20 protein-coding genes are annotated in these 23,064 nt (G+C 59.9%); 2 read left to right on the top strand and 18 right to left on the bottom strand.

The genetic code is table 11. The features are described 5' to 3' along the window. Positions 1-72: 72 nt before the first annotated feature. A complete protein-coding gene (htpG, locus tag SLW75_RS00825) occupies positions 73-1,977 on the bottom strand; it encodes a molecular chaperone HtpG (RefSeq protein ID WP_410933252.1) in 1,905 nt (634 codons plus the stop codon). A gap of 327 nt (positions 1,978-2,304) precedes the next feature. Here htpG and SLW75_RS00820 point away from each other — a divergent pair, with 327 nt between their 5' ends. Further along, positions 2,305-2,556: a hypothetical protein gene (locus tag SLW75_RS00820; protein WP_065986299.1), complete on the top strand. Its 252-nt coding sequence runs from the start codon at positions 2,305-2,307 to the stop codon at positions 2,554-2,556. 120 nt (positions 2,557-2,676) lie between these two features. Here the strand turns inward: SLW75_RS00820 and brnQ are convergent, their stop codons facing one another. From brnQ to sdhC, 10 genes are all read right to left on the bottom strand, one after another. After that, positions 2,677-3,990, bottom strand: coding sequence for a branched-chain amino acid transport system II carrier protein (gene brnQ, locus SLW75_RS00815; protein WP_108119730.1), 1,314 nt, complete (start codon positions 3,988-3,990; stop codon positions 2,677-2,679). A gap of 314 nt (positions 3,991-4,304) precedes the next feature. Beyond that, positions 4,305-5,192 (bottom strand): succinate--CoA ligase subunit alpha, encoded by an 888-nt coding sequence (gene sucD, locus SLW75_RS00810; protein ID WP_037009399.1) that lies wholly within the window; start codon positions 5,190-5,192, stop codon positions 4,305-4,307. After that, a complete protein-coding gene (gene sucC / locus SLW75_RS00805) occupies positions 5,192-6,358 on the bottom strand; it encodes an ADP-forming succinate--CoA ligase subunit beta (protein ID WP_410933251.1) in 1,167 nt (388 codons plus the stop codon). Before sucC ends, sucD begins: the two co-directional genes overlap by 1 nt. A gap of 198 nt (positions 6,359-6,556) precedes the next feature. Continuing rightward, the gene (gene lpdA, locus SLW75_RS00800; RefSeq protein WP_065986297.1) at positions 6,557-7,993 is read right to left on the bottom strand and encodes a dihydrolipoyl dehydrogenase; all 1,437 of its coding nucleotides are present in this window, start codon (positions 7,991-7,993) and stop codon (positions 6,557-6,559) included. Between the two features lie 172 nt (positions 7,994-8,165). After that, a complete protein-coding gene (gene odhB / locus SLW75_RS00795; protein ID WP_410933250.1) occupies positions 8,166-9,401 on the bottom strand; it encodes a 2-oxoglutarate dehydrogenase complex dihydrolipoyllysine-residue succinyltransferase in 1,236 nt (411 codons plus the stop codon). A gap of 42 nt (positions 9,402-9,443) precedes the next feature. Then, positions 9,444-12,275: a 2-oxoglutarate dehydrogenase E1 component gene (locus SLW75_RS00790; protein ID WP_065986295.1), complete on the bottom strand. Its 2,832-nt coding sequence runs from the start codon at positions 12,273-12,275 to the stop codon at positions 9,444-9,446. A 269-nt stretch (positions 12,276-12,544) separates the two neighbouring features. Further along, a complete protein-coding gene (locus tag SLW75_RS00785; protein ID WP_065986294.1) occupies positions 12,545-13,249 on the bottom strand; it encodes a succinate dehydrogenase iron-sulfur subunit in 705 nt (234 codons plus the stop codon). Positions 13,250-13,260: 11 nt separating this feature from the next. Beyond that, entirely contained in the window at positions 13,261-15,033 is a 1,773-nt protein-coding gene (gene sdhA / locus SLW75_RS00780) for a succinate dehydrogenase flavoprotein subunit (RefSeq protein ID WP_065986293.1), read from the bottom strand. Positions 15,034-15,036: 3 nt separating this feature from the next. Next, positions 15,037-15,405, bottom strand: coding sequence for a succinate dehydrogenase, hydrophobic membrane anchor protein (gene sdhD / locus SLW75_RS00775; RefSeq protein ID WP_065986292.1), 369 nt, complete (start codon positions 15,403-15,405; stop codon positions 15,037-15,039). Then, positions 15,399-15,773: a succinate dehydrogenase, cytochrome b556 subunit gene (gene sdhC, locus SLW75_RS00770; RefSeq protein WP_065986291.1), complete on the bottom strand. Its 375-nt coding sequence runs from the start codon at positions 15,771-15,773 to the stop codon at positions 15,399-15,401. The genes sdhD and sdhC overlap by 7 nt, the downstream gene beginning before the upstream one ends. A 362-nt stretch (positions 15,774-16,135) precedes the next feature. On the opposite strand from sdhC, the gene gltA reads away from it, so the two are divergent. Further along, on the top strand, positions 16,136-17,425 hold the full coding sequence (gene gltA / locus SLW75_RS00765) for a citrate synthase (protein ID WP_037009384.1): 1,290 nt from the start codon (positions 16,136-16,138) through the stop codon (positions 17,423-17,425). A gap of 84 nt (positions 17,426-17,509) precedes the next feature. On the opposite strand, the gene SLW75_RS00760 is transcribed toward gltA, so the two are convergent. The 7 genes from SLW75_RS00760 to SLW75_RS00730 form a co-directional block, all read right to left on the bottom strand. Beyond that, the gene (locus SLW75_RS00760) at positions 17,510-18,118 is read right to left on the bottom strand and encodes an START domain-containing protein (RefSeq protein ID WP_296306307.1); all 609 of its coding nucleotides are present in this window, start codon (positions 18,116-18,118) and stop codon (positions 17,510-17,512) included. Positions 18,119-18,163: 45 nt separating this feature from the next. Then, on the bottom strand, positions 18,164-18,421 hold the full coding sequence (locus SLW75_RS00755) for a YkgJ family cysteine cluster protein (protein WP_065986289.1): 258 nt from the start codon (positions 18,419-18,421) through the stop codon (positions 18,164-18,166). Positions 18,422-18,516: 95 nt separating this feature from the next. Further along, a complete protein-coding gene (locus tag SLW75_RS00750; RefSeq protein WP_410933249.1) occupies positions 18,517-19,257 on the bottom strand; it encodes a translation initiation factor 2 in 741 nt (246 codons plus the stop codon). Between the two features lie 80 nt (positions 19,258-19,337). Continuing rightward, positions 19,338-20,777, bottom strand: a complete 1,440-nt coding sequence (locus tag SLW75_RS00745) for a PLP-dependent aminotransferase family protein (protein WP_122538388.1) — start codon at positions 20,775-20,777, stop codon at positions 19,338-19,340. A gap of 151 nt (positions 20,778-20,928) precedes the next feature. Continuing rightward, positions 20,929-21,744: an OmpA family protein gene (locus tag SLW75_RS00740; RefSeq protein ID WP_369320136.1), complete on the bottom strand. Its 816-nt coding sequence runs from the start codon at positions 21,742-21,744 to the stop codon at positions 20,929-20,931. Continuing rightward, positions 21,741-22,094 carry a DUF4398 domain-containing protein gene (locus tag SLW75_RS00735; protein WP_410933779.1) on the bottom strand — a complete coding sequence of 118 codons (354 nt, stop codon included), beginning with the start codon at positions 22,092-22,094 and terminating at the stop codon, positions 21,741-21,743. The genes SLW75_RS00740 and SLW75_RS00735 overlap by 4 nt, the downstream gene beginning before the upstream one ends. 21 nt (positions 22,095-22,115) lie before the next feature. Further along, positions 22,116-22,937 carry a substrate-binding periplasmic protein gene (locus tag SLW75_RS00730; protein WP_410933778.1) on the bottom strand — a complete coding sequence of 274 codons (822 nt, stop codon included), beginning with the start codon at positions 22,935-22,937 and terminating at the stop codon, positions 22,116-22,118. Positions 22,938-23,064: the final 127 nt, after the last annotated feature.

Here is a 23,064-nt window from a genome sequence, read left to right as displayed (position 1 = left end):
CTCCTGCTGATAAGGATGGAGGGAGATTAAATGACAAAACCCGCCGAAGCGGGTTCTGCCGTGACGCTGATGTTAAACCGAGAGCTCAACCAACAACTTGTTCAGGCGGCGCACGTAGGCCGCCGGATCCTTCAAGCTGTCGCCGGCCGCCAGCGCAGCCTGGTCGAACAGGATGTGCGACAGATCACCGAAGCGGTCTTCATTCTGCTCGTTGTCCAGCTTGCCGATCAGCGGGTGCGACGGGTTGAATTCGAAGATCGGCTTGGAGTCCGGCACCTTCTGACCGCTGGCTTCCAGAATCTGACGCATCTGCAGACCCAGGTCCTGCTCGCCAATCGCCAGAATCGCCGGCGAATCGGTCAGACGGTGGGAAACCCGCACTTCGCTGACGGCTTCACCCAGCGCCGTTTTCAGGCGTTCGATCAGGCCCTCCTTGTCCTTGGCGACTTCTTCCTGAGCCTTCTTGTCCTCTTCGGAATCAAGCTTGCCCAGATCCAGGTCACCGCGTGCCACGTCGACAAAGCCCTTGCCGTCGAAGTCGCTCAGGTAGCTCATCAGCCACTCGTCGATACGGTCGGTCAGCAGCAGCACTTCAATGCCTTTCTTGCGGAAGACTTCGAGGTGCGGGCTGTTCTTGACCTGGGCGTAGCTTTCGCCGGTGAGGAAGTAGATCTTGTCCTGACCTTCCTTGGCGCGCGACAGGTAGTCGGTCAACGACACGTTTTGCTCGCCGCCGTCGTCGGAGGTCGACGCGAAGCGCAACAGGCCGGCTATTTTTTCTTTGTTGGCGAAGTCTTCGGCCGGCCCTTCTTTCAGCACCTGACCGAAGTTTTTCCAGAAGCCTTTGTATTCTTCCGGCTGGTTTTTCGCCAGCTTCTCCAGCATGTCCAGCACACGCTTGGTCAGCGCGGACTTCATCGAATCGATGATCGGGTCTTTCTGCAGGATTTCACGGGACACGTTCAGGGACAGGTCGTTGGAATCGACCACGCCCTTGATGAAGCGCAGGTACAGCGGCAGGAACGATTCCGCCTGGTCCATGACAAATACGCGCTGCACGTACAGCTTCAGGCCGCGCGGTGCTTCGCGCTGGTACAGATCGAACGGCGCGCGGGCCGGCACGTATAACAGCGAGCTGTATTCCAGCTTGCCTTCAACCTTGTTGTGGCTCCAGCTCAGCGGGTTCTCGAAATCGTGGGCGATGTGCTTGTAGAACTCCTGGTATTCCTCGTCCTTGACCTCAGTACGCGGACGGGTCCACAGGGCGCTGGCGCGGTTGACGGTTTCCCACTCTTCAACAGGCTCGGCTTCGCCTTCGACCGGCGCCTGTTCTTTCGGCAGCTGGATCGGCAGGGCGATGTGGTCGGAGTACTTTTTGATGATGTTACGCAGACGGAAGCCGTCAGCGAACTCGTCTTCGGCGCTCTTGAGATGCAGCACGATGCGCGTACCGCGATCGGCTTTCTCGATCGTGGCGACTTCGAACTCGCCCTCGCCTTTCGACGACCAGTGCACACCTTCGCTGGCGGACAGGCCGGCGCGACGGGTGAACACTTCGACTTGATCGGCAACGATGAACGCGGAGTAAAAGCCGACACCGAACTGGCCGATCAGGTGGGAATCTTTCTTCTGATCACCGGACAGGTTCTTCATGAAGTCGGCGGTGCCGGACTTCGCGATGGTGCCCAGATGCGTGATGACATCGTCGCGGCTCATGCCGATGCCGTTGTCTTCCAGGGTAACGGTCTTGGCATCCTTGTCGTAGCTGACTCGGATCTTCAGCTCGGCGCCGCCTTCCAGCAGCTCAGGCTTGGACAGTGCCTCGAAGCGCAGCTTGTCCACCGCGTCGGATGCGTTGGAAATCAGCTCGCGAAGGAAAATTTCCTTGTTCGAGTACAGCGAATGGATCATGAGGTGCAGCAGCTGCTTCACCTCGGTCTGGAAGCCCAGGGTTTCCTTTTGAGTTTCCACACTCATGGTCATCAAACTCCAATCAGTCCACACAAATAGGGGGAGCTGCTCGAAACGCCCAAGGCGGCTCGGAGCAGCGCGTTGTCATCTAGGTGGGGGCTGGGGAGACGATTTCAAGGGACAGGCGTGCGGTCAGTGCAGAATCTTCACCCTCTGAAAATCTTCGGGCCGCCGATCTCATGGCTGAGGACGGCGCACAAACGATCACCGTCTCTCTTCCGCTCAGTGATTACGTCGCCGGGATGCTTATGTATTTATCCCGACGGAACATGGAACTAACCTAATAACCGAGTGCTCGAAGGCACGTTGATGACCAATAAGGAGAAACACCCCATGCGTAAATCTTTAGCTATTGCCCTGATGCTTTCTGCCACTCTGGGCCTCGCCGCCTGTGACAAAAAATCCGAAGATAAACAGCAAGATGCAAACAAGGCTGCCGAGCAGTCGCAAGAATCGATGCAAAAAGCGCAAGACAAAGTGAACGACGCTGCCAAAGAAAGTCAGGAAGCCGCTCAAAAGAACGCTGAAGCCGCTCAAGAGCGCGCTAAAGAAGCGAACCAGGCAGCACCTGCAACTAAGCAGTAAGTTTCCAGAGTTTCAAAAAACAAAGCCCGCATTAAGCGGGCTTTGTTTTGTCTATCAAATGATCAGCTCTGCTTCAGAGTGATCGGCGCATCGCTTTCACGGCGCGCCAACCTCCCCCCCTCAGGCCAGTGCCTCGCTGCGCTTGCCGAGCATGCGGTCCACGACGAACGCGACGAACAGCGTGATCAGCGACGGGATCAGCCATGCCAGGCCTTGCTCGCTCAAGGGCAGATGAGCCAGCGCATCCGGCAGGTACACACCCAGCGCAGAGCCCTTCACCGCATCCACCGCACCGATCAGGAACGCCACCAGCATGACCGGCGCCACGATCCGCCCCTGCTCGTGCCAGAAATCCTTGCAGAAGCTCAACGCCACCAGTGCAATGCACGGCGGGTAGATCGCGGTCAGCACCGGAATCGAGAACTGGATCAGCTTGGTCAGGCCCAGGTTGGACACCAGCAGGGAAAACACTGCCAGCAGAATCACCAGCGTCTTGTAAGACAGGGGCAGCACGCGGCTGAAGTATTCGGCGCAGGCGCAGGTCAGGCCGACGGCGGTCACCAGACACGCCAGCGAGATCAGCACGGCAAGGAAGCTGCTGCCCAACGTGCCGAAGGTGTGTTGGACGTAGGCATGCAACACAGCGGCGCCATTGGTTGCCCCGGCAGCGATGGCGTGGCTGTCGGAACCCAGACGGAACAGGCTGATGTACACCAGTGCCAGTCCCACACCGGCGATCAGGCCGGCGATTATGGCGTAGCGGGTGATCAGCCGAGGCGACTCGACACCGCGCGAGCGAATCGCGTTGACGATGACGATGCCGAAAACCAGCGCGCCCAGGGTGTCCATGGTCAGGTAGCCGTTGATGAAGCCTTGGGAGAACGGCGCGGCGACGTAGGCAGGTTCCGCGATACCCACCTCTCCCGCTGGCAGAACAAACGCGGCGATGCCGAGGATGGCCAGGGCAATGATTTTCAGTGGTGCCAGGAAACGGCCGACGGTGTCCAGCAAACGACCCGGATAAAGCGAAATCCAGAACACCAGCACGAAATAAACCAGGCTGTAGAGAAACAGCGCGAGCGGACTTTCACCGGTTAAGGGCGCCAGGCCGACTTCAAACGACACCGTCGCCGTGCGCGGCGTGGCGAACAATGGGCCCACGGACAGGTAGCAGACGGCGGCGAGGATGGTTCCGGCGACCTTGCCAATCGGACTGCTCAAGGCGTCCATGGCGCCGCCGACCTTGGCGAGCGCGATCACGGTGACCACCGGAAGGCCGACCGCCGTGACCAGAAAGCCCAACGCGGCCATCCATACATTGGGGCCGGCCTGGAGGCCTACGATCGGGGGGAAGATGATATTGCCAGCGCCCACGAACAGCGCAAACGTCATGAAACCCAGTGCCAGAATGTCCTGGCCTTTCAACACTTTCATTGAGGAAACCACACTGCTGAATCGGAATTAAGAAGAGGATTTCCCTGAGGGTGGGGGAAATGCTGCCCGCCCTTTTAAGACAGACCCTGAGCGCGCCGCCGCTCCTTGTGGGAGCCGACTGCACAAAACGGCGGCTAGCCTACCCTATTTGGCGCACCGATACAGGGCGGTGCGACCGCTGAACGCACGTTCGTGTCGCATATCAGAAATGTCTTACAGGATCAGGACCTTCCCGCCGGCGCAAATCGAAACGCCAGAAACACAAAAGCCACCCGAAGGTGGCTTTTGTTGATCAGGCAGTGAGACGAGGGCGATTAAGCCTTCTTCACTTCCCAACCGGTCAGCTCAGCCAGGGCTTTGCCGATGTCTGCCAGCGAACGCACGGTTTTCACGCCTGCGTCTTGCAGCGCAGCGAATTTCTCGTCTGCAGTGCCTTTGCCGCCGGAGATGATCGCGCCCGCATGGCCCATGCGCTTGCCCGGAGGAGCAGTCACACCCGCGATGTAGGAAACGACTGGCTTGGTCACGTGTGCCTTGATGTAGGCAGCCGCTTCTTCTTCAGCCGAACCGCCGATCTCGCCGATCATGACGATCGCTTCGGTCTTCGGGTCTTCCTGGAACAGCTTCAGGATGTCGATGAAGTTCGAACCCGGGATCGGGTCACCACCGATGCCGACGCACGTCGACTGACCGAAACCGGCGTCAGTGGTCTGCTTCACAGCTTCGTAAGTCAGGGTGCCGGAACGCGACACGATACCGACTTTGCCTGGCAAGTGAATGTGACCTGGCATGATGCCGATCTTGCACTCGCCCGGGGTGATGACGCCTGGGCAGTTAGGGCCGATCAGGACCACACCCAGTTCGTCGCACTTGACCTTGGCTTCGAGCATGTCGATGGTCGGGATTCCTTCGGTGATGCAGACGATCAGCTTGATGCCGCCGAACGCTGCTTCAAGGATGGAATCCTTGCAGAACGGAGCCGGAACGTAGATGACCGAAGCGGTTGCGCCGGTTTTTTCTACTGCTTCGGACACCGTGTTGAACACTGGCAGGTTCAGGTGCGTGGTGCCGCCCTTGCCTGGGGTCACACCGCCAACCATTTTGGTGCCGTAGGCAATGGCTTGCTCGGAGTGGAAGGTACCCTGGGAGCCGGTGAAGCCCTGGCAGATAACCTTGGTGTCTTTATTGATCAGGACGCTCATTATTTGCCCTCCGCAGCTTTGACGACTTGTTGAGCAGCGTCGGTCAGGCTGGTAGCTGCGATGATGTTCAAGCCGCTTTCTGCCAGTACTTTAGCGCCCAGCTCAGCGTTGTTGCCTTCAAGGCGAACAACAACCGGGATTTTCACGCCGACTTCTTTCACCGCGCCAATGATGCCTTCGGCAATCATGTCGCAACGGACGATGCCGCCGAAGATGTTGACCAGTACTGCAGCGACGTTGGTGTCGGACAGGATGATCTTGAACGCTTCGGTAACGCGTTCTTTGGTTGCGCCGCCGCCTACGTCGAGGAAGTTGGCTGGCTTGCCGCCGTGCAGGTTGACGATGTCCATGGTACCCATGGCCAGACCGGCACCGTTGACCATGCAGCCGATGTTGCCTTCCAGTGCCACGTAGTTCAGTTCGAACTTGGCAGCGTGGGCTTCACGTGGGTCGTCTTGCGACGGGTCGTGGAAAGCCTTCAGCTTTGGCTGACGGTACATGGCGTTGGCGTCGATGTTGATCTTGGCGTCGAGGCAATGCAGATCGCCGTCAGCCTTGATCACCAGCGGGTTCACTTCCAGCAGGGCCAGGTCGTGGTCCTGGAACAGCTTGGCCAGACCGGTGAAGATCTTGGCGAACTGAGTGACCTGCTTGCCTTCCAGACCCAGCTGGAAGGCCAGTTCGCGACCCTGGAATGGCTGAGCGCCAACCAGTGGATCGATGGTCGCTTTGAGAATCTTCTCAGGCGTGTCGTGAGCGATTTTCTCGATGTCCACGCCACCTTCGGTGGACGCCATGAACACGATACGGCGGCTCGAACGATCGACTACAGCGCCCAGGTACAGCTCTTTGGCGATGTCAGTGCACGATTCAACCAGGATCTTGGTGACCGGCTGACCGTTGGCATCAGTCTGGTAAGTGACCAGACGCTTGCCCAACCACTGTTGAGCGAACGCAGCGGCGTCTTCCTTGCTGCGAACCAGCTTGACGCCGCCCGCTTTACCGCGACCGCCTGCGTGAACCTGGGCTTTGACGACCCACTCGGTTCCGCCGATCTTGTCGCACGCTTCTGCTGCTGCTTCCGGGGTGTCTACTGCATAGCCCTTGGATACTGGCAGGCCGTATTCAGCAAACAGCTGCTTACCCTGATACTCGTGAAGATTCATGCTTATTACCGTCTTCGTTAGGTACTGCGCATTCGGTGCTGCTCGTCAAAGCGTGCCGCACCACCTGTGACCGCTTCTCCCGGAGAACGCAGATCAGGCGTTAAGCCTGCCTGCGCTGCCGGGAGTTCGAGTCCAACGATCCTTCCGCGGTAAGCCCTGCGAGCAGGGCCTGCGACGGGCGGATCGTCGTGGTTATTTTCAGCGTTTTTTCTTGTTCTGGATGTGGATGGCGCCGCCATTCACTGCCAGTGCCGCTTCGTGCAGCGCTTCGGACAGCGTCGGGTGGGAGAAGACCATCATGCCGATGTCTTCGGCACTGGTGCCGAACTCCATACCGATCGCGCCCTGCTGTACCAGCTCTGCAGCGCCAGGACCAATGACGTGCACACCCAGTACACGGTCGGTCTTGGCATCAGCGATGACCTTGACGAAACCGCCGGTGTCATTCGCTGCCATTGCACGGCCGCTCGCCGCGAACGGGAACTGACCGACGTTGACTTCCACGCCTTCGGCCTTGAGCGTCTGCTCGGTCTTGCCGACCCACGCGATTTCCGGGTGGGTATAGATAACCGACGGGATCAGGTCGTAGTTCATCTGGGTCTTGTGACCCTTGATGCGCTCGACGACCATGATGCCTTCTTCCGACGCTTTGTGCGCCAGCATCAGACCACGAACCACGTCACCGATGGCGTACACGCCAGGAACGCTGGTCTCGCACTGCTCGTTGACGAAGATGAAACCGCGCTCGTCGATGTCGACGCCGCTGTCGGCAGCCAGCAGCTCGGTGGTCACCGGGCGACGGCCAACGGCCACGATCACGCGGTCGAACGTGATGTTCTGCTCGCCGTCCTTGTCGGTGTAGGTCACGACCACTTCATCGCCATTGACCTTGGAACCGGTGACGCGAGCGCCCAGTTTGATGTCCAGACCCTGCTTGTTGAAGGTCTTCTGCGCTTCCTTGGCAACGGCTTCGTCGGCGGCAGGCAGGAATTTCTCCAGCGCTTCGAGAACCGTCACTTTGGCACCCAGGCGTGCCCAGACCGAACCCAGTTCCAGACCGATCACACCGGCGCCGATGACGCACAGGCGCTCAGGCACTGCCGGGAATTCCAGGGCGCCTGTCGAATCGACGATGGTGACCTGATTGACCGGAGCCGGCGGAATGTCGATCGGACGCGAACCGGACGCCAGAATGATGTTTTCGGCTTCGATGACTTCGGTGGTGCCGTCAGGCTTGGTCAGCTCGACTTTCTTGCCGGCCAGCAGTTTGCCGTGGCCCTGCAGGGAAGTGACGCCGTTGGCCTTGAACAGGCTGGCAACGCCGCCGGTCAGGCCTTTGACGATCTGTGCCTTGCGACCAATCATGGCAGCAATGTCCATCTTCAGGTCGCTGAGCGAGATACCGTGAACACCGAACTGATTCTTGGCTTCGTAGAATTTCCAGGAGCTGTCCAACAGCGCCTTGGAGGGGATGCAGCCCACGTTCAGACAGGTACCGCCGAGGGCCAGCTTGCCCTCTTTATCCTGGTACTTCTCGATGCAGGCAGTCGTGAGACCGAGTTGCGCGGCCTTGATAGCGGCCACATAGCCGCCAGGGCCAGCGCCAATCACTACCACGTCGAATTTCTGGGACATAGAAAAGAGTTCCTCTTTAGCTGCGAGCTTTAAGCCACAAGCTGCAAGCTGATCCGTGATGCTTTACAGACGAGTTGCAGCCTGTTCATTAGGATGTTGCGACGACCCAAGCGTCGGCGCCAGGCTGCTGTAACTTGCAGCTTGACGCTTGCGGCTTGCAGCTGTCCTTGAATCAGATGTCCAGCAACAGACGCGCCGGGTCTTCCAGCAGGTTCTTGATGGTCACCAGGAAGGTCACGGCTTCTTTACCGTCGATCAGGCGGTGATCGTAGGACAGCGCCAGATACATCATCGGACGGATGACGGCCTGGCCATTGATCGCCATAGGACGCTGCAGAATGTTGTGCATGCCCAGAATGGCCGCTTGCGGCGGATTGACGATAGGGGTCGACATCATCGAACCGAAAGTACCACCGTTGGTGATGGTGAAGGTACCGCCAGTCATCTCGTCGATGGACAGTTTGCCGTCACGGGCTTTCTTGCCGAAGGTGGCGATACCGCCTTCGATTTCAGCCAGGCTCATCTGCTCGGCGTTGCGCAGCACCGGAACCACCAGACCGCGATCGCTCGACACGGCAACGCCGACGTCGGCATAACCGTGATAAACGATGTCAGTGCCGTCGATCGAGGCGTTGACGGCCGGGTAGCGTTTCAGCGCTTCGGTCGCGGCTTTGACGAAGAACGACATGAAGCCCAGGCGTACGCCGTTATGGGACTTCTCGAACAGGTCCTTGTACTTCGAACGCAGGGCCATGACTTCGGTCATGTCGACTTCGTTGAAGGTGGTCAGCATCGCCATGTTCGACTGAGCTTCAACCAGACGCTCTGCCACCTTGGCGCGCAGACGGGTCATCGGCACGCGCTTCTCGGTGCGGTCGCCAACGGCAGCCACAGGCGCGGCGGCAGCAGGCTTGGCGGCAGGTGCAGCGGCCGGAGCGGATTGCTTCGCTTCGATGGCAGCAACAACGTCTTCCTTGGTCACGCGGCCGTCTTTGCCTGTGCCTTTGACGCTGGACAGGTTGATGCCGTTTTCTTCGGCCAGCTTGCGGGCGGCCGGAGCGCCGATGGCGTCTTCGTCACCGGAAGCGGCGGCAGGTGCAGCAGCAGCCTGGGCAGGCGCAGCAGCCGGAGCCGATGCAGCAGCGGCTGGAGCGGCGGCAGCGGCAGCACCGCCCTCTTCGATCGAGCCCAGCAGCTGGTTCGAGAGGACAGTGGCGCCCTCTTCGGCAACGATTGCGCCCAGTACGCCGTCAGCTTCGGCCAGTACTTCCAGCACAACCTTGTCGGTTTCGATATCAACGATAAGGTCGTCACGCTTGACGGCGTCGCCCGGTTTTTTGTGCCAGGTGGCAACGGTGCCGTCGGCAACGGATTCCGGGAAAGAGGGGGCTTTGATCTCAATAGCCATTATCTGTAATTCCTTTAATTCGGTTTCTAGTGCGCGAAGGCGTTAAACGGAAAACGCGTCTTTCAGCAGTTTTTCCTGCTGTTCGGCGTGCATCGAAGCGTATCCACAAGCAGGGGCAGCGGAGGCATCACGGCCGGCATACTCGAGAACGAGGTTGCGGTTGTGATTGCCGATGCTGCGGCGCAAGTGGTGCTGACTGCTGTACCAGGCGCCCTGGTTCATCGGTTCTTCCTGACACCAGACCACGTTGGTCAGGTTGGTATACGACGCGATAGCGTCCATCAGGTCGTCTTCCGGGAACGGATAGAGCTGCTCGAGACGCACGATGGCGATGTCTTCGCGGCCTTCGGCACGGCGCTTTTCCAGCAGGTCGTAGTAGACCTTGCCGCTGCACAGCACCAGACGCGTCACTTTCGCGGCATCGAGGGTGTCGATTTCCGGGATGACCGTCTGGAACGAGCCATGGGCCAGATCTTCCAGTGTGGACACGGCCAGCTTGTGGCGCAGCAACGACTTCGGCGTCAACACGATCAGCGGCTTGCGCAGCGGACGGATCACCTGACGGCGCAGCAGATGGTAGATCTGAGCCGGGGTGGTCGGTACGCAGACCTGGATGTTGTGCTCGGCGCACAATTGCAGGTAACGCTCAAGACGTGCCGATGAGTGCTCCGGCCCCTGCCCTTCGTAGCCATGGGGCAACAGCATGGTCAGGCCGCACAGACGGCCCCATTTGTGCTCGCCGCTGGTGATGAACTGGTCGATCACGACCTGTGCACCGTTGGCAAAGTCACCGAACTGGGCTTCCCAGATCACCAGCGCATTGGGCTGAGTGGTCGAGTAACCGTATTCGAACGCCAGCACGGCTTCTTCCGACAGGAAAGAGTCGTACAGGTCAAAGCGAGGCTGACCGGCGTACAGGTTCTGCAAAGGCACGTAGGTCGCGCCGTCTTTCTGGTTGTGCAGCACGGCGTGGCGGTGCGAGAACGTACCGCGACCAACGTCCTGCCCGGTGATGCGAACCTGATGCCCTTCGAACGCCAGCGTGGCGTAGGCCATGGTTTCGGCGTAACCCCAGTTGATCGGAAGGCCACCGACTTGCATCTTCTGGCGGTCTTCGTAGATTTTCTGGACCTGACGCTGAACCACGAAACCTTCCGGCACTTCCATCAGCTTGGCCGACAGTTCCTGCAGGGTCTTGAGGTCGAAACTGGTGTCGTGACGTGCAGTCCACGCGTGACCCAGGTACGGACGCCAGTCAACGAACAATTCCTTGTTCGGCTCTTTGACCAGGCTTTTGACAACGTGCATGCCGTTGTCCAGCGCGTTGCGGTACTCGTCGACCTTGGCCTGAGCGGCTTCGGCGTTGAGGATGCCGGCGGTGGCCAGTGCATCGGCATACAGCTCACGGGTGGTGCGCTGTTTGGCGATCTGCTGGTACATCAGCGGCTGGGTGCCACTCGGCTCATCGGCTTCGTTGTGACCGCGACGACGGTAGCAGACCAGATCGATGACCACGTCACGCTTGAACTGCATGCGGTAGTCGATCGCCAGCTGGGTCACGAACAACACGGCTTCCGGATCATCGCCATTCACATGGAGGATCGGCGCCTGAATCATCTTGGCAACGTCGGTCGCGTACTCGGTGGAACGCGAGTCTTCCTGCTTGCTGATGGTGAAGCCGACCTGGTTGTTGATCACGATGTGGATCGTGCCGCCGGTCTTGAAGCCGCGGGTCTGCGACATCTGGAAGGTTTCCAGCACCACACCTTGACCTGCGAACGCCGCGTCACCGTGAATCGAGATCGGCAGCACTTTCTCGCCAGTGGCGTCGTTGCGACGGTCCTGACGGGCACGCACCGAACCTTCAACCACAGGGGAAACGATTTCCAGGTGGGACGGGTTGAACGCCATCGCCAGGTGGACTTCGCCGCCGGTGGTCATCACGTTGGACGAGAAGCCTTGGTGATACTTGACGTCACCGGAGCCCAGCTCGACCTTCTTCTTGCCTTCGAACTCGTCGAACAGGTCGCGCGGATTCTTGCCGAAGGTGTTGACCAGCACGTTGAGACGGCCACGGTGGGCCATGCCGATGACAACTTCCTTGGTGCCGTAGGAACCGGAGCGCTGAATCAGCTCGTCGAGCATCGGAATCAGGCTTTCGCCGCCTTCCAGACCGAAACGCTTGGTGCCCGGGTATTTGGTGCCCAGGTACTTCTCCAGACCCTCGCCCGCCGTCACACGCTCGAGCAGATGGCTCTTGATGTCGGCGGAATAGGCAGGACGGCCACGCACGCTTTCGAGGCGCTGCATGAACCAGTTGCGCTGGTTGGAATCGACGATGTGCGTGAACTCGGCGCCGATGGTGCGGCAATATGTCTGCTGCAACGCTTCGACGATTTCGCGTAGGCTCGCTTCTTCTTTGCCGATGAACAGGTCGCCGGCACGGAATGTGGTATCGAGGTCAGCGTTGGTCAAACCGTAATGGTTGATCGACAGGTCAGCTGGCGCAGTACGCTTCCACAGACCCAGAGGATCGAGTTGCGCACCCTGATGGCCGCGCATACGGAATGCCTGGATAAGTCGCAGCACTTCAACTTGCTTCTTTTCATGCTCGCTGCTCACGCTGCCGGCAGAGACCGGTTGGGCGCGGCGCTGGTTTTTCCCCAGCAACACAAAATGATCGCGAACCGTAGAGTGCGATACATCGGTGGCAGTGCTGCCGTCAGCCGGCAACGTCTGAAAATAGGTGCGCCACTCTTCTGGCACAGCGTTAGGGTCGTGCAGGTAGAGCTCATAGAGCTCTTCCACATAGGCAGCGTTACCACCGGAAAGGTGGGCGCTGTTCCACATGCGCTGCATCACGCTTTCTTGCATGCTTGGTCACCCTCGATTAGGGGACACCATCGGCGTCGATGCCAGCGCAAACTTGAAAAGTCCATGTGCAGCGACTTCAAGTCACTAGGGATCACGCAGATAGTCCGGGTACCAGCCCGGATGCCCCTGCTGGTTTCATTTCTTCAAAATAAGAGCTGAAGCCCTGCGACAACTGCTCAGGTTAAAACTACGGCGCCGGTTGAAGCCTGCGCCGCAGCGTTTACGGGTGCTGCAGTAGCGGGTGCTGCGGTGTTACAGATGCGGCAAACTCAGACACCGCTTTTGAGCAGCATGTTGCGCACGTGACCGATAGCCTTGGTTGGGTTCAGGCCTTTCGGGCAAACGTTGACGCAGTTCATGATGCCGCGGCAGCGGAAAACACTGAACGGATCGTCCATCGACGCCAGACGCTCTTGGGTCCGGGTGTCGCGGCTGTCAGCCAGGAAACGATAGGCTTGCAGGATCGCGGCAGGACCCAGGAACTTGTCGGGGTTCCACCAGAAGGACGGGCAGGACGTCGAGCAGCAAGCGCACAGGATGCACTCGTACAGGCCGTCGAGTTTTTCCCGCTCTTCGGGGCTCTGCAGGCGCTCGATGGACGGAGCCGGCGTGTCGTTCTGCAGGAATGGCTTTACCTTCTCGTACTGCTTGTAGAAGATGCTCATGTCGACGGCGAGGTCGCGGATGACCGGCAGGCCAGGCAGTGGGCGAACCACCAGCTTGTTACCCTTGACCACAGCCGACAGCGGCGTGATGCAGGCCAGGCCGTTCTTGCCGTTGATGTTCATGCCGTCGGAACCGCACACGCCTTCGCGGCACGAGCGACGGTACGAGAAGCCCTCGTCCTGCTCTTTGATCAGAGCCAGCACATCCAGGACCATCAGGTCTTTGCCACCGGTGTCGACCTGGAAATCCTGCATGAACGGCGCGGCGTCCTGATCAGGGTTGTAGCGATAAACACTGACTTGCAACATGGCGGTCACCCTTAATAAGTCCGAATCTTAGGCTCAAAAGTCGGAACAGTTTTTGGCGAGAAGTTCACGGCACGCTTGGCTACGCGCTTGTCACCCGGGAAGTACAGGGTGTGACACAGCCAGTTCTCGTCGTCGCGATCTTCGAAGTCTTCACGGGCGTGAGCGCCACGGGACTCCTTGCGATGCTCTGCGGCGATCGCCGTTGCTTCAGCGACTTCCAGCAGGTTCTGCAGCTCCAGCGCTTCGATCCGGGCAGTGTTGAATGCCTGGCTCTTGTCGTTGATCTTGACGTTGGCGATGCGCGTGCGCAGGTCAGCCAGCTGGGCGATACCCTTCTGCATGTATTCGCCGGTACGGAACACACCGAAGTAGTTCTGCATGCAGCTTTGCAGCTCTTTGCGCAGGGTAGCGACGTCTTCGCCATCGGTGCGCGAGTTCAGGCCATTGAGGCGAGCCAGCGCAACGTCGATGTCGGTTTCGGAAGCGCGACGGTAGTCGACGCCTTCGTTGAGTGCCTGCTCCAGGTGCAGACCGGCAGCACGGCCGAACACCACCAGATCGAGCAGCGAGTTGCCGCCCAGACGGTTGGCACCGTGAACCGATACGCATGCCACTTCACCCACCGCGAACAGGCCCGGGATGATGGTGTCGACGCCAGCGGCGTCCTGGGTGATCGCCTGACCATGAATGTTGGTGGCAACGCCGCCCATCATGTAGTGGCAGGTCGGCACGACAGGGATTGGCGCAACGGCCGGATCGACGTGTGCGAAGGTCTTGGACAGTTCCATGATCCCTGGCAGACGGCTGTGCAGCACTTCCTCACCGAGGTGATCGAGCTTGAGCATCACGTGGTCGCCGTCAGGACCGCAACCGTTGCCGGCGATGATCTCTTTAACCATCGAGCGAGCCACAACGTCACGACCGGCAAGGTCCTTGGCGTTTGGCGCGTAACGCTCCATGAAACGCTCGCCGTGCTTGTTGATCAGGTAACCGCCTTCACCACGGCAGCCTTCGGTGACCAGTACACCTGCGCCAGCGATGCCGGTCGGGTGGAACTGCCACATTTCGATGTCCTGAACCGGTACACCGGCACGCAGCGCCATGCCCACGCCGTCGCCGGTGTTGATCAGGGCGTTGGTGGTGGAGGAGTAGATACGGCCAGCACCGCCAGTGGCCAGTACAGTCGCGTCAGCGCGAATGTAGGAGGTTTCACCGGTTTCGATGCAGATGGCGATGATGCCGACGAACGCACCGTCCTGGTTCTTCACCAGGTCAACGGCGTAGTACTCGTTGAGGAATACAGTGCCGGCCTTCAGGTTGGCCTGATACAGGGTGTGCAGCAGCGCGTGACCGGTACGGTCGGCAGCAGCACAGGTACGTGCAGCCTGACCGCCCTTGCCGAAGTCTTTCGACTGGCCGCCGAACGGACGCTGATAGATGCGTCCCTGTTCGGTACGGGAAAACGGCAGACCCATGTGCTCGAGCTCGAACACGGCTTCCGGGCCGACGGAACACATGTATTCGATAGCGTCCTGGTCACCGATGTAGTCGGAGCCCTTGACGGTATCGTACATGTGCCAGCGCCAGTCATCGTTCGGATCAGCCGAAGCGATGGCGCAGGTGATGCCACCCTGTGCGGAAACGGTGTGGGAGCGAGTCGGGAAAACCTTGGTGACTACAGCGGTCTTGTGGCCGCCCTGAGCCAACTGCAATGCGGCACGCATGCCCGCACCGCCGCCGCCAATGATAATGGCGTCGAATGAAAGCGTATTAATGTTAGCCATGAATCAGATACCCCAAAGAATCTGCACACCCCAGACGAAGTAAGCGAACATCGCAATGCCGCACACCGCCTGAAAAAGGAAACGCACCACTGTCGCGGAGTTGCCCAGCGCCATCGGCGTCAGGTAATCGGTCGCGATGGTCCACATGCCAACCCAGGCGTGAGCCGCCAGGGCAACAAGGGCCAACAGGCTGAAGATGCGCATTGCGTTATGGGAGAACAGCGCGTGCCACGTGGCGAAATCAAGGCCAGGGTGCGCGATCAGGTACCCGATCAGGAAAATGAAATAAGCCGCGAGTACGACGGCGGAGACGCGTTGCGCCATCCAGTCATACAGGCCCGAACGAGAAAGGTTAGTGACGTTGGTTACCATATCCACACTCCTGCCAGAACGATCACCACCACAGACACGGCGATAACAATTTGAGAGCCTCGCTTGCCGCCTTCCAGCGTCTCGCCGATGCCCGTGTCCATGATCAGATGACGGACGCCCGCCACCAGGTGATAAAGCAGTGCGGACAGAAGAGCCCAGATCACGAACTTGGCCAGCGGACTGGTCAGTCCCGCTTTCACCGACGCGAAGCCTTCCTCGGAGTCGAGCGACAGGTCCAATGCATAAAGCATGATGGCAATGCCGACGAAGAGGATGACACCGGAAATACGGTGAAGGATGGACGTGTAAGCAGTGATAGGGAGTTTGATGGTCCTTAGGTCTAGGTTTACAGGTCGTTGGCTTTTCACGGCTTTTTTTCACACTGAAGAGCCCTAACACTCAGGGCAAGTTGTTGGGAAGTGTACTGGTCAGGTACCCACTACCCAGGAAGTGACCAACCCCGTTGAATCAGGCCTGAAAGCCCCTGGCGGTCGGACGCCGAGTATAGACAGTTAGCCCGCTAATGACAACGCGCAGACCCTGTCCCAAGGGTGGATTGCTTTAGCCCGATAATTGGCGTAAATGGCCCGTAATTTCGACGAAAACCATGGCTTAAAGCCCTCTGCTACAAGACTTTTGGCAAATTGACTTTAGAATTTATCTCACTATAGTGATGCGGGCCCTGCGTGGGGGGTCTGTCTGATGATTTGAAGCATAATTAGGAGGCCACATGGCTGATAAAAAAGCGCAGTTGATCATCGAGGGCGCAGCCCCCGTCGAGCTGCCCATTCTGACCGGCACCGTTGGTCCCGATGTTATCGACGTACGCGGCCTGACTGCCACCGGACGCTTCACATTCGACCCAGGCTTCATGTCCACCGCCTCATGCGAATCGAAGATCACCTATATCGATGGTGACAACGGCATTCTGCTGCATCGCGGCTACCCGATCGAACAGCTGGCCGAGCAATCGGACTACCTGGAAACCTGCTACCTGTTGCTTAACGGCGAGCTGCCAACCGCCGAGCAAAAAGCCGAATTCGTCGTCACCGTGAAGAATCACACCATGGTGCACGAGCAACTGAAGACCTTCTTCAACGGTTTCCGCCGCGACGCCCACCCGATGGCCGTCATGTGCGGTGTGGTTGGCGCCCTGTCGGCGTTCTACCACGACTCCCTGGACATCAATAACCCGCAGCACCGGGAAATCTCCGCGATCCGCCTGGTCGCCAAGATGCCGACCCTGGCCGCGATGGTTTACAAGTACTCCATGGGTCAACCCATGATGTACCCGCGCAACGACCTCAGCTACGCGGAAAACTTCCTGCACATGATGTTCAACACGCCGTGCGAGATCAAACCGATCAGCCCGACGCTGGCCAAGGCCATGGACCGGATCTTCATCCTTCACGCCGACCACGAACAGAACGCCTCGACGTCCACCGTGCGCATGGCAGGCTCTTCGGGCGCCAACCCGTTTGCCTGTATCGCAGCCGGTATCGCCGCGCTCTGGGGCCCTGCCCACGGCGGCGCCAACGAAGCTGTGCTGACCATGCTCGATGAGATTGGCGATGTGTCCAACATCGACACCTACATCGCCAAGGCCAAGGACAAGAACGATCCGTTCAAGCTGATGGGCTTTGGCCACCGGGTTTACAAGAACCGTGACCCGCGCGCCACCGTGATGAAGCAGACCTGCGACGAAGTCCTGCGCGAGCTGGGCATCACCAACGACCCGCAGCTCGAACTGGCCATGCGTCTTGAAGAGATCGCCCTGACCGACCCTTACTTCATCGAACGCTCGCTGTACCCGAACGTGGACTTCTACTCGGGCATCATCCTCAAGGCGATCGGCATCCCGACCAGTATGTTCACCGTGATTTTCGCCCTGGCGCGAACCGTCGGCTGGATCTCCCACTGGAAGGAAATGCTGTCGAGCCCTTACAAGATCGGCCGTCCACGCCAGCTGTACACCGGCGAAGTGTCGCGGGACATCGTTCCGCTGGCCGAGCGCAAGTAACTCGGCAGCACCTGCCAAGACGCAAAAAAGGCTGCCCTCGGGCAGCCTTTTTAGTGCGTGGCGTCAGCGTCGGGCGCGAACTGGTCAGTTCTTCTCTGCACGCTCCTTGAGCGCCTTGAGCGTATTGAACGGCGCGTCCACCACGAACTTGTTCGCCAGCCACGACGGCACGCTGCCGCCCGGCTCGGTGTGCACCTGATAGGTGACCTCGGTCAGATTCTCGCCTTTGGGCACGAACTTCCAGAACCCCTCGACCTGCGCCACCCGCACAAAGCCCTTCTCTTCCGGGATGTACTTGGGGTCGCCTTCCAACTGACGGGTCATGCTGCCATCGGCGCCCTCCACTGTGGTGACCTTCAGCACCGAGTCCCGGGGCGTGACCGGCCAGGGCGTATTGAACTGGGAATAGGTCCAGGTCTTGTCGCCCTCATGCTTGAGTATCTTCTGCAGTTTGCATTCGTGAATCCAGGCACAGGCGCTGACCACGTCTTCCTGCAACGCCCGGAGCTTGCCGATGCTCGCCTTGATGGTGGTCACGCCCTGATAGGCCTTGTACTGCGACCCGGGGAATTCGCTGAGTGAGACCTTGATCCCCTCCTCGTTCTTCGCGACTTTCCACTCCTCAGCCTGCGCCGAAGCCGCCACCCATACAGTCAGTCCCAACCCGAAAGCAATGCGGTACAGCGAACTCATATGTTGTTCCTTATTGTTGAAGTTCAGTCGTGCCTCGGCCGCAACTCACGCCACCGATGTCATCTTTTCCCACCAGCCAATCAGCCGGATCGCATCCTCGGGACCGCTGCCACACACTTCGGGCTCCGCTGCAAACTGGCCACATACCGCCGGCCTTCCCGGCTGCCCGAAGATTGCGCAGAGCATGTCCACCGACAGGTGCAGGCAGCGCATGCCGGCAGGTTTGCCGTTGGGCATTCCAGGGATCGGTGATGTGATGGACGGCGCGATGCAGCACGCGCCGCAGCCTGAACGGCATTCCATGGAGAGAACCTGTGTGGCAGTGAGGACGATGGCAGGATCTTACGCGCTAAAACACACGTTTGAAAATCAGGTCCTGCGACAGCGCCGTGCGCTCATCACTTTTTAAAGGTGAAATCCAAAGCAGCGCCTTCGACGTCCTTGCGTGCCTCATTACGCAACTGCAAATCCATTTCATTGCTCAGCAGACGGCCTTGCATCTGGAAGTCTGGGTCCGCATCCGCATCCGGGAACATTTTAGGCAGCAGCGGCTTGGCCCCAGTTGACTGGGCTTTGGACTTTGACGCCGAGGAGATCACATTCGCCGGAGGGGTCAGTTGCTTAACCATCTCGGGCGGCAGACTCAGGTCGAGGGGCACCTTGTTCAGGCGGGTCTCCTTGACCACTTGAGACGCCGATTTACTCTTGCTGGCCACCGGCGCACGCCGCGCGACTTCGGCATTATCCGCTTTGACCTTGGCAGATTTGGCGTTCGTGCCAGCGGACTTACCGTCCCCAGCCTTGACATCGGTGACCTCCCGCGGCGCTCCAGCCGACGCCTTACCCGACGCGACTACAGGCACGGCAGGAATGTTCGGCGCCAGCGCATGGACCGCTGGCGCATCCGCAGCAGGCTTGTCCGCCAGCGCAGGCGCGGACTCAGGCTCTGACGCTGGCTTCGCTGCTTTAGCAGCTTCGGCCGGCGCAGCGGCACCCGCAGCAGGCGCAGAAGCGGTAGCTTTCGCCGGCGGGGTGGGCGCTTTATCGGCATCACAGGCGCTCAGCAACACCAACAACATCACACTTAAACAACGCAGTGATTTCATAGTCTGAACGGCAGTAAGTAAGACAGGGGCCATATGCTGGCCCGTTGCACGGCGGCTGACAAGTTCCCTGTCAGCCTCCCTCGATAGTATGGAAAGCTGGCGGCCCTACGAGTTCACCAGGATTGCCCGGCATCCTGGCATAACTGCTTGGCGAGCATGCCCACCGTCATCAACGCCCTCTCCGCTTCACGGTTCCACGGCAGCCCGCAATTCAGGCGAATGCAGTGGTTGAACTGCTCGGTATTACTGAAGATCAGGCCCGGCGCGATGCTGATGCCTTGCTCCAGCGCGCGCACGTGCAACTCTTGAGTGTTTACCCGCCCCGGGAGGCTGATCCACAGGATGAACCCGCCCGCAGGCCGGCTGATCTGCGTGCCTTCGGGGAACATTTGCTGCACGGCGAGCTGGAAGGCGCTCAGATTCTTGCGGTGCTCCTGACGGATAAAGCGCAAGTGCCGGTCATACCCGCCGTTTTCGAGGTAGGACGCCACCGCCATCTGCGTCACGCTGCACGCCGAATGGGTGCTGAAGGTTTGCAGGCGCTGGATTTCCGCCTGGTATTTCCCGGCGATCATCCAGCCGATCCGCACGCCCGGCGACAGGGTCTTGGAGAAGCTGGAGCAGTAAATGACGTGGCCCAGCCGGTCGAACGCCTTCAACGCCTTGGTCTTGTTCTGCTCGTACATCAGTTCGCCGTAGATGTCGTCCTCGATGATTTGGATGTCGAAATCCGAGGCCAGGCGCAGCAGGTGTTTCTGCCGCTCTTCCGGCATGGTGCTGCCCAGCGGGTTGCTCAGCCGCGACGTCATCACCAGGGCCTTGATCGACCACTGATTGGCCGCCAGTTGCAGCGCTTCCAGGCTGATCCCGGTGTTGGGGTCGCTGGGGATTTCGATGACCTTCAAGCCAAGCAGATCGGCCAGTTGCAGCAGGCCGTAATAGGTTGGGGATTCTGCAGCGATCAGGTCACCGGGGCTGGTCAGCACCCGCAGCGACATCTGCAGCGCATCGACGCAACCGTGGGTGATCACCACTTCCGAGGGGTCGATCACCACGCCGGCGTCGCGCATCCGGATCGCCACTTGCCGGCGCAGCGGCTCGAAGCCTGGGCTGAACATGTAGTTGAATGCGCGGGGGCTTTGAAACCGGGTGACCTTGGCCAGTTGCTGATGCAACGCGCGCAGCGGCAAGTAATCGATGTGCGGGACAGCAGCGCCAAACGCGAACACCCCTTCACGCCGCGCTTCGACCAGCACCTGCTGAATGATGCTGGCGCGGGTGACCAGGCCGGGACGCTCAACCCGCGCGATATCGGGGGTCGCCGCCGTGAGGGCCGGAGTTTGATGCACGTAGTACCCGGACTGGGGCCGCGCGCGGATCAAACCCTGATCTTCAAGGTTGGCATAGGCCTGGAGGACGGTGGCATGGCTGACGTTGAGCTGGGAGCTCATCTTGCGCACGGAGGGCACGCGTTCGCCTGGCTGGTACACGCCCCGGCGAATGTCTTCGGCCAGCTGCTGGGCGATGCGTTGGTACAGCAACAGACTGGTCATTTCGCGTCCCTCGATCCCGTGCCTTGATCATGCGTGCGGTGACCAAAGGAGAAGGATCACCGGAACAGTTCAGAAGTGTACGGTGACAGTTCCTGTTCCGGCTAGAGGGCGCGGTGTTTGAATCACTCGGATTGTGACAGTCCGCTGCTCTTCAACGAGGCGCGCTCAGATGCCCCTTGTCGTCCGAGAAGACGATTTCGACACGGCGGTTCTGGGCGCGGCCGCTTTCAGAGGCGTTCGAGTCCACCGAGTACTGATCGCCGTAGCCTTCGACCTGAATGCGATCTTCCTCGATGCCTAGATCAGACAGCACGTCAGCGACGGCCTGTGCCCGGTCTTTCGAAAGCGCGAGGTTTACCTCACTATCGCCGGTGCTGTCGGTGTAGCCCTCGATGCGCACGACGCGCTTGGGATTGAATTGCAGGAACTGCACGACCTTCAGTACCGTGCGGTTGGCCGAGCTTTTCAGTTCGGCGCGGCCGGTATCGAAGAGCATGTCGCCGAGGGTCATCACCAGCCCCCGCTCATTCTGCTGCGTCGACAGGCTGATCACCTGATCTTCGGCCCACTTGCCCTGTTGCTGGGCGCCGGCCAGCTTGGCCTCGCGCAAGGCCAACTGCAGGCGCTGACGTTCCAGCTCCAGTCGCGCGAGCTTTTCCTGATTCAGCAGCAACTTGCTGTGCTCCCGGGCGATCGCGCTGTAACGGCTGCTCAGGTACGCGTAATGACTGACGTCGTCAGCGCTGCCGATGTAGCTCGACAGGCGCTCGGCCCGGCCCAGCAATTCACCGGCACGGATCACGTCCTTCGGCGCGCTGCGCAGGACGTTGGTGTCTTCCTTGACCTTCTGGTAATCGGCAACGGCGCCCTGCAACGCCTGTTCACTGCTCTGGTGGCCGGCACAGCCAGCAAGACCGGCACTGGCCAGCAAAAGGCCGAGACTGAGGCTTCGCGCAACGGCATTCATTGGCCAGCCCCCAGCTGCTTGCGCAGACGCTCGAGGCGGGTGTTGACCTGGGCCACCTGTGCTTCACTCTTCTGCGTCAGCACACGGGCCTCCGCCAGACGAGCGTCCAGCTCGGCCTGCTCAGCCTGCATGCGCGCGTCCTTGTAGGACTTGTCCGCCATGTCGACGCGGGCCTGGGTCAGCTTGGTCTGCGCTGTCACCAGGTCCGGTTCTTCATCCGTAGCGCCGACCGCGGTGGCCTGGGTGACAGCCTGTTCGGTAAGTTTGAGTTGTTCGGTGGGCGCTGGGTCGTTGGCACAGCCGACGAGAGCGACGAGCACGACAGCGGCGAATACAGGCTGGATTTTCAAAAGAAAGCTCAAAACACATTCCTACTGATGGAGGGCGCTACCGGACTGCTGCAACTGGATTTTCCACAGGTCCAGGTTGCGCGTGACGGCTTCACTGGAGCGACCGGAAGCGGCCAATTCTGTCATTTTTTTCGCCAGCTGTCCGCGCAGCCATGGATCGTTGCAGGCGGAGTTGAACGACAGCGCCAGATAAAAGCCCGGACGATCGAGGGTCAGGGGCTGGGTTTGCAGGTCTTTGGCGATGTTCAGCGCCTGAGTCACGGCCATCCCCGCATAGCGGCCGGCCAGGACGAATTCGACCTGCCCCGCCGCCAGTTTCTGAAAGGCCTGGAGAAGACTGGCCTGCCTCTCCAGCGTCAGGTGCGCCTTGATCGCCTCATCGAACCCCGGTGTCACGCGGGTTTTTTCAGACATGGCGCCGGGATGGCTCTGCAGATCGGCCAGCGAATTGAACGGCTGCTCATGGCCGGTGCGGGTCCAGACCATGATCTCGTTCTGGGCGATGGGCGGGTGGATGAAATCCAGGGATTCCAGCTCGGCGCTGTTGAGGGGCGTGTCCGCCAGCATGTCCATGCGCCCGGTGCGCACCTCTTCCAGGGCCTGGCTGCGCTTGCCGCCATACAGCAGCTCGACCTTGACGCCGATCTGTTGCGCGACTTCCTTGAGCAGGTCGGCATTGGCGCCCATCAGGTGCTTGGGGTCCTGCGGGTCGCGCCACAGGTACGGCGGCGCGTCCGGGCTGCCGGTGACAATCAGCCGGTCACACTTGCCCGCAGACCAGGCCAGCGACGGCAGCAACAGCAACCCGCCCAGCAGTGAAGCCAGCGTTTGCTTTGGCGACAACATGACAACGTCCTTTTTGAGCCCATAAAAAAAACCCGCCAGCCCCGACTGCCTGAGCGCTGGTTCATCGAGTGAACGATGACCGGCGCTCAGGCAGCCCGAACGAACGGGTTCTCTTTATAAGTCA

It is taken from the genome of Pseudomonas sp. W5-01 (genome assembly GCF_046540435.1).
Taxonomy (GTDB): Bacteria; Pseudomonadota; Gammaproteobacteria; order Pseudomonadales; family Pseudomonadaceae; genus Aquipseudomonas; species Aquipseudomonas graminis_B.
The sequence above is the reverse complement of the archived record's forward strand: the minus strand, read 5'-3'. Positions and strand labels throughout refer to the sequence as shown.

Coding starts and splice junctions, on each gene's coding strand:
- htpG (WP_410933252.1), bottom strand. CDS start 1,977: ATGAGTGTGGAAACTCAAAAGGAAACCCTGGGCTTCCAGACCGAGGTG.
- SLW75_RS00820 (WP_065986299.1), top strand. CDS start 2,305: ATGCGTAAATCTTTAGCTATTGCCCTGATGCTTTCTGCCACTCTGGGC.
- brnQ (WP_108119730.1), bottom strand. CDS start 3,990: ATGAAAGTGTTGAAAGGCCAGGACATTCTGGCACTGGGTTTCATGACG.
- sucD (WP_037009399.1), bottom strand. CDS start 5,192: ATGAGCGTCCTGATCAATAAAGACACCAAGGTTATCTGCCAGGGCTTC.
- sucC (WP_410933251.1), bottom strand. CDS start 6,358: ATGAATCTTCACGAGTATCAGGGTAAGCAGCTGTTTGCTGAATACGGC.
- lpdA (WP_065986297.1), bottom strand. CDS start 7,993: ATGTCCCAGAAATTCGACGTGGTAGTGATTGGCGCTGGCCCTGGCGGC.
- odhB (WP_410933250.1), bottom strand. CDS start 9,401: ATGGCTATTGAGATCAAAGCCCCCTCTTTCCCGGAATCCGTTGCCGAC.
- SLW75_RS00790 (WP_065986295.1), bottom strand. CDS start 12,275: ATGCAAGAAAGCGTGATGCAGCGCATGTGGAACAGCGCCCACCTTTCC.
- SLW75_RS00785 (WP_065986294.1), bottom strand. CDS start 13,249: ATGTTGCAAGTCAGTGTTTATCGCTACAACCCTGATCAGGACGCCGCG.
- sdhA (WP_065986293.1), bottom strand. CDS start 15,033: ATGGCTAACATTAATACGCTTTCATTCGACGCCATTATCATTGGCGGC.
- sdhD (WP_065986292.1), bottom strand. CDS start 15,405: ATGGTAACCAACGTCACTAACCTTTCTCGTTCGGGCCTGTATGACTGG.
- gltA (WP_037009384.1), top strand. CDS start 16,136: ATGGCTGATAAAAAAGCGCAGTTGATCATCGAGGGCGCAGCCCCCGTC.
- SLW75_RS00760 (WP_296306307.1), bottom strand. CDS start 18,118: ATGAGTTCGCTGTACCGCATTGCTTTCGGGTTGGGACTGACTGTATGG.
- SLW75_RS00755 (WP_065986289.1), bottom strand. CDS start 18,421: ATGGAATGCCGTTCAGGCTGCGGCGCGTGCTGCATCGCGCCGTCCATC.
- SLW75_RS00750 (WP_410933249.1), bottom strand. CDS start 19,257: ATGGCCCCTGTCTTACTTACTGCCGTTCAGACTATGAAATCACTGCGT.
- SLW75_RS00745 (WP_122538388.1), bottom strand. CDS start 20,777: ATGACCAGTCTGTTGCTGTACCAACGCATCGCCCAGCAGCTGGCCGAA.
- SLW75_RS00740 (WP_369320136.1), bottom strand. CDS start 21,744: ATGAATGCCGTTGCGCGAAGCCTCAGTCTCGGCCTTTTGCTGGCCAGT.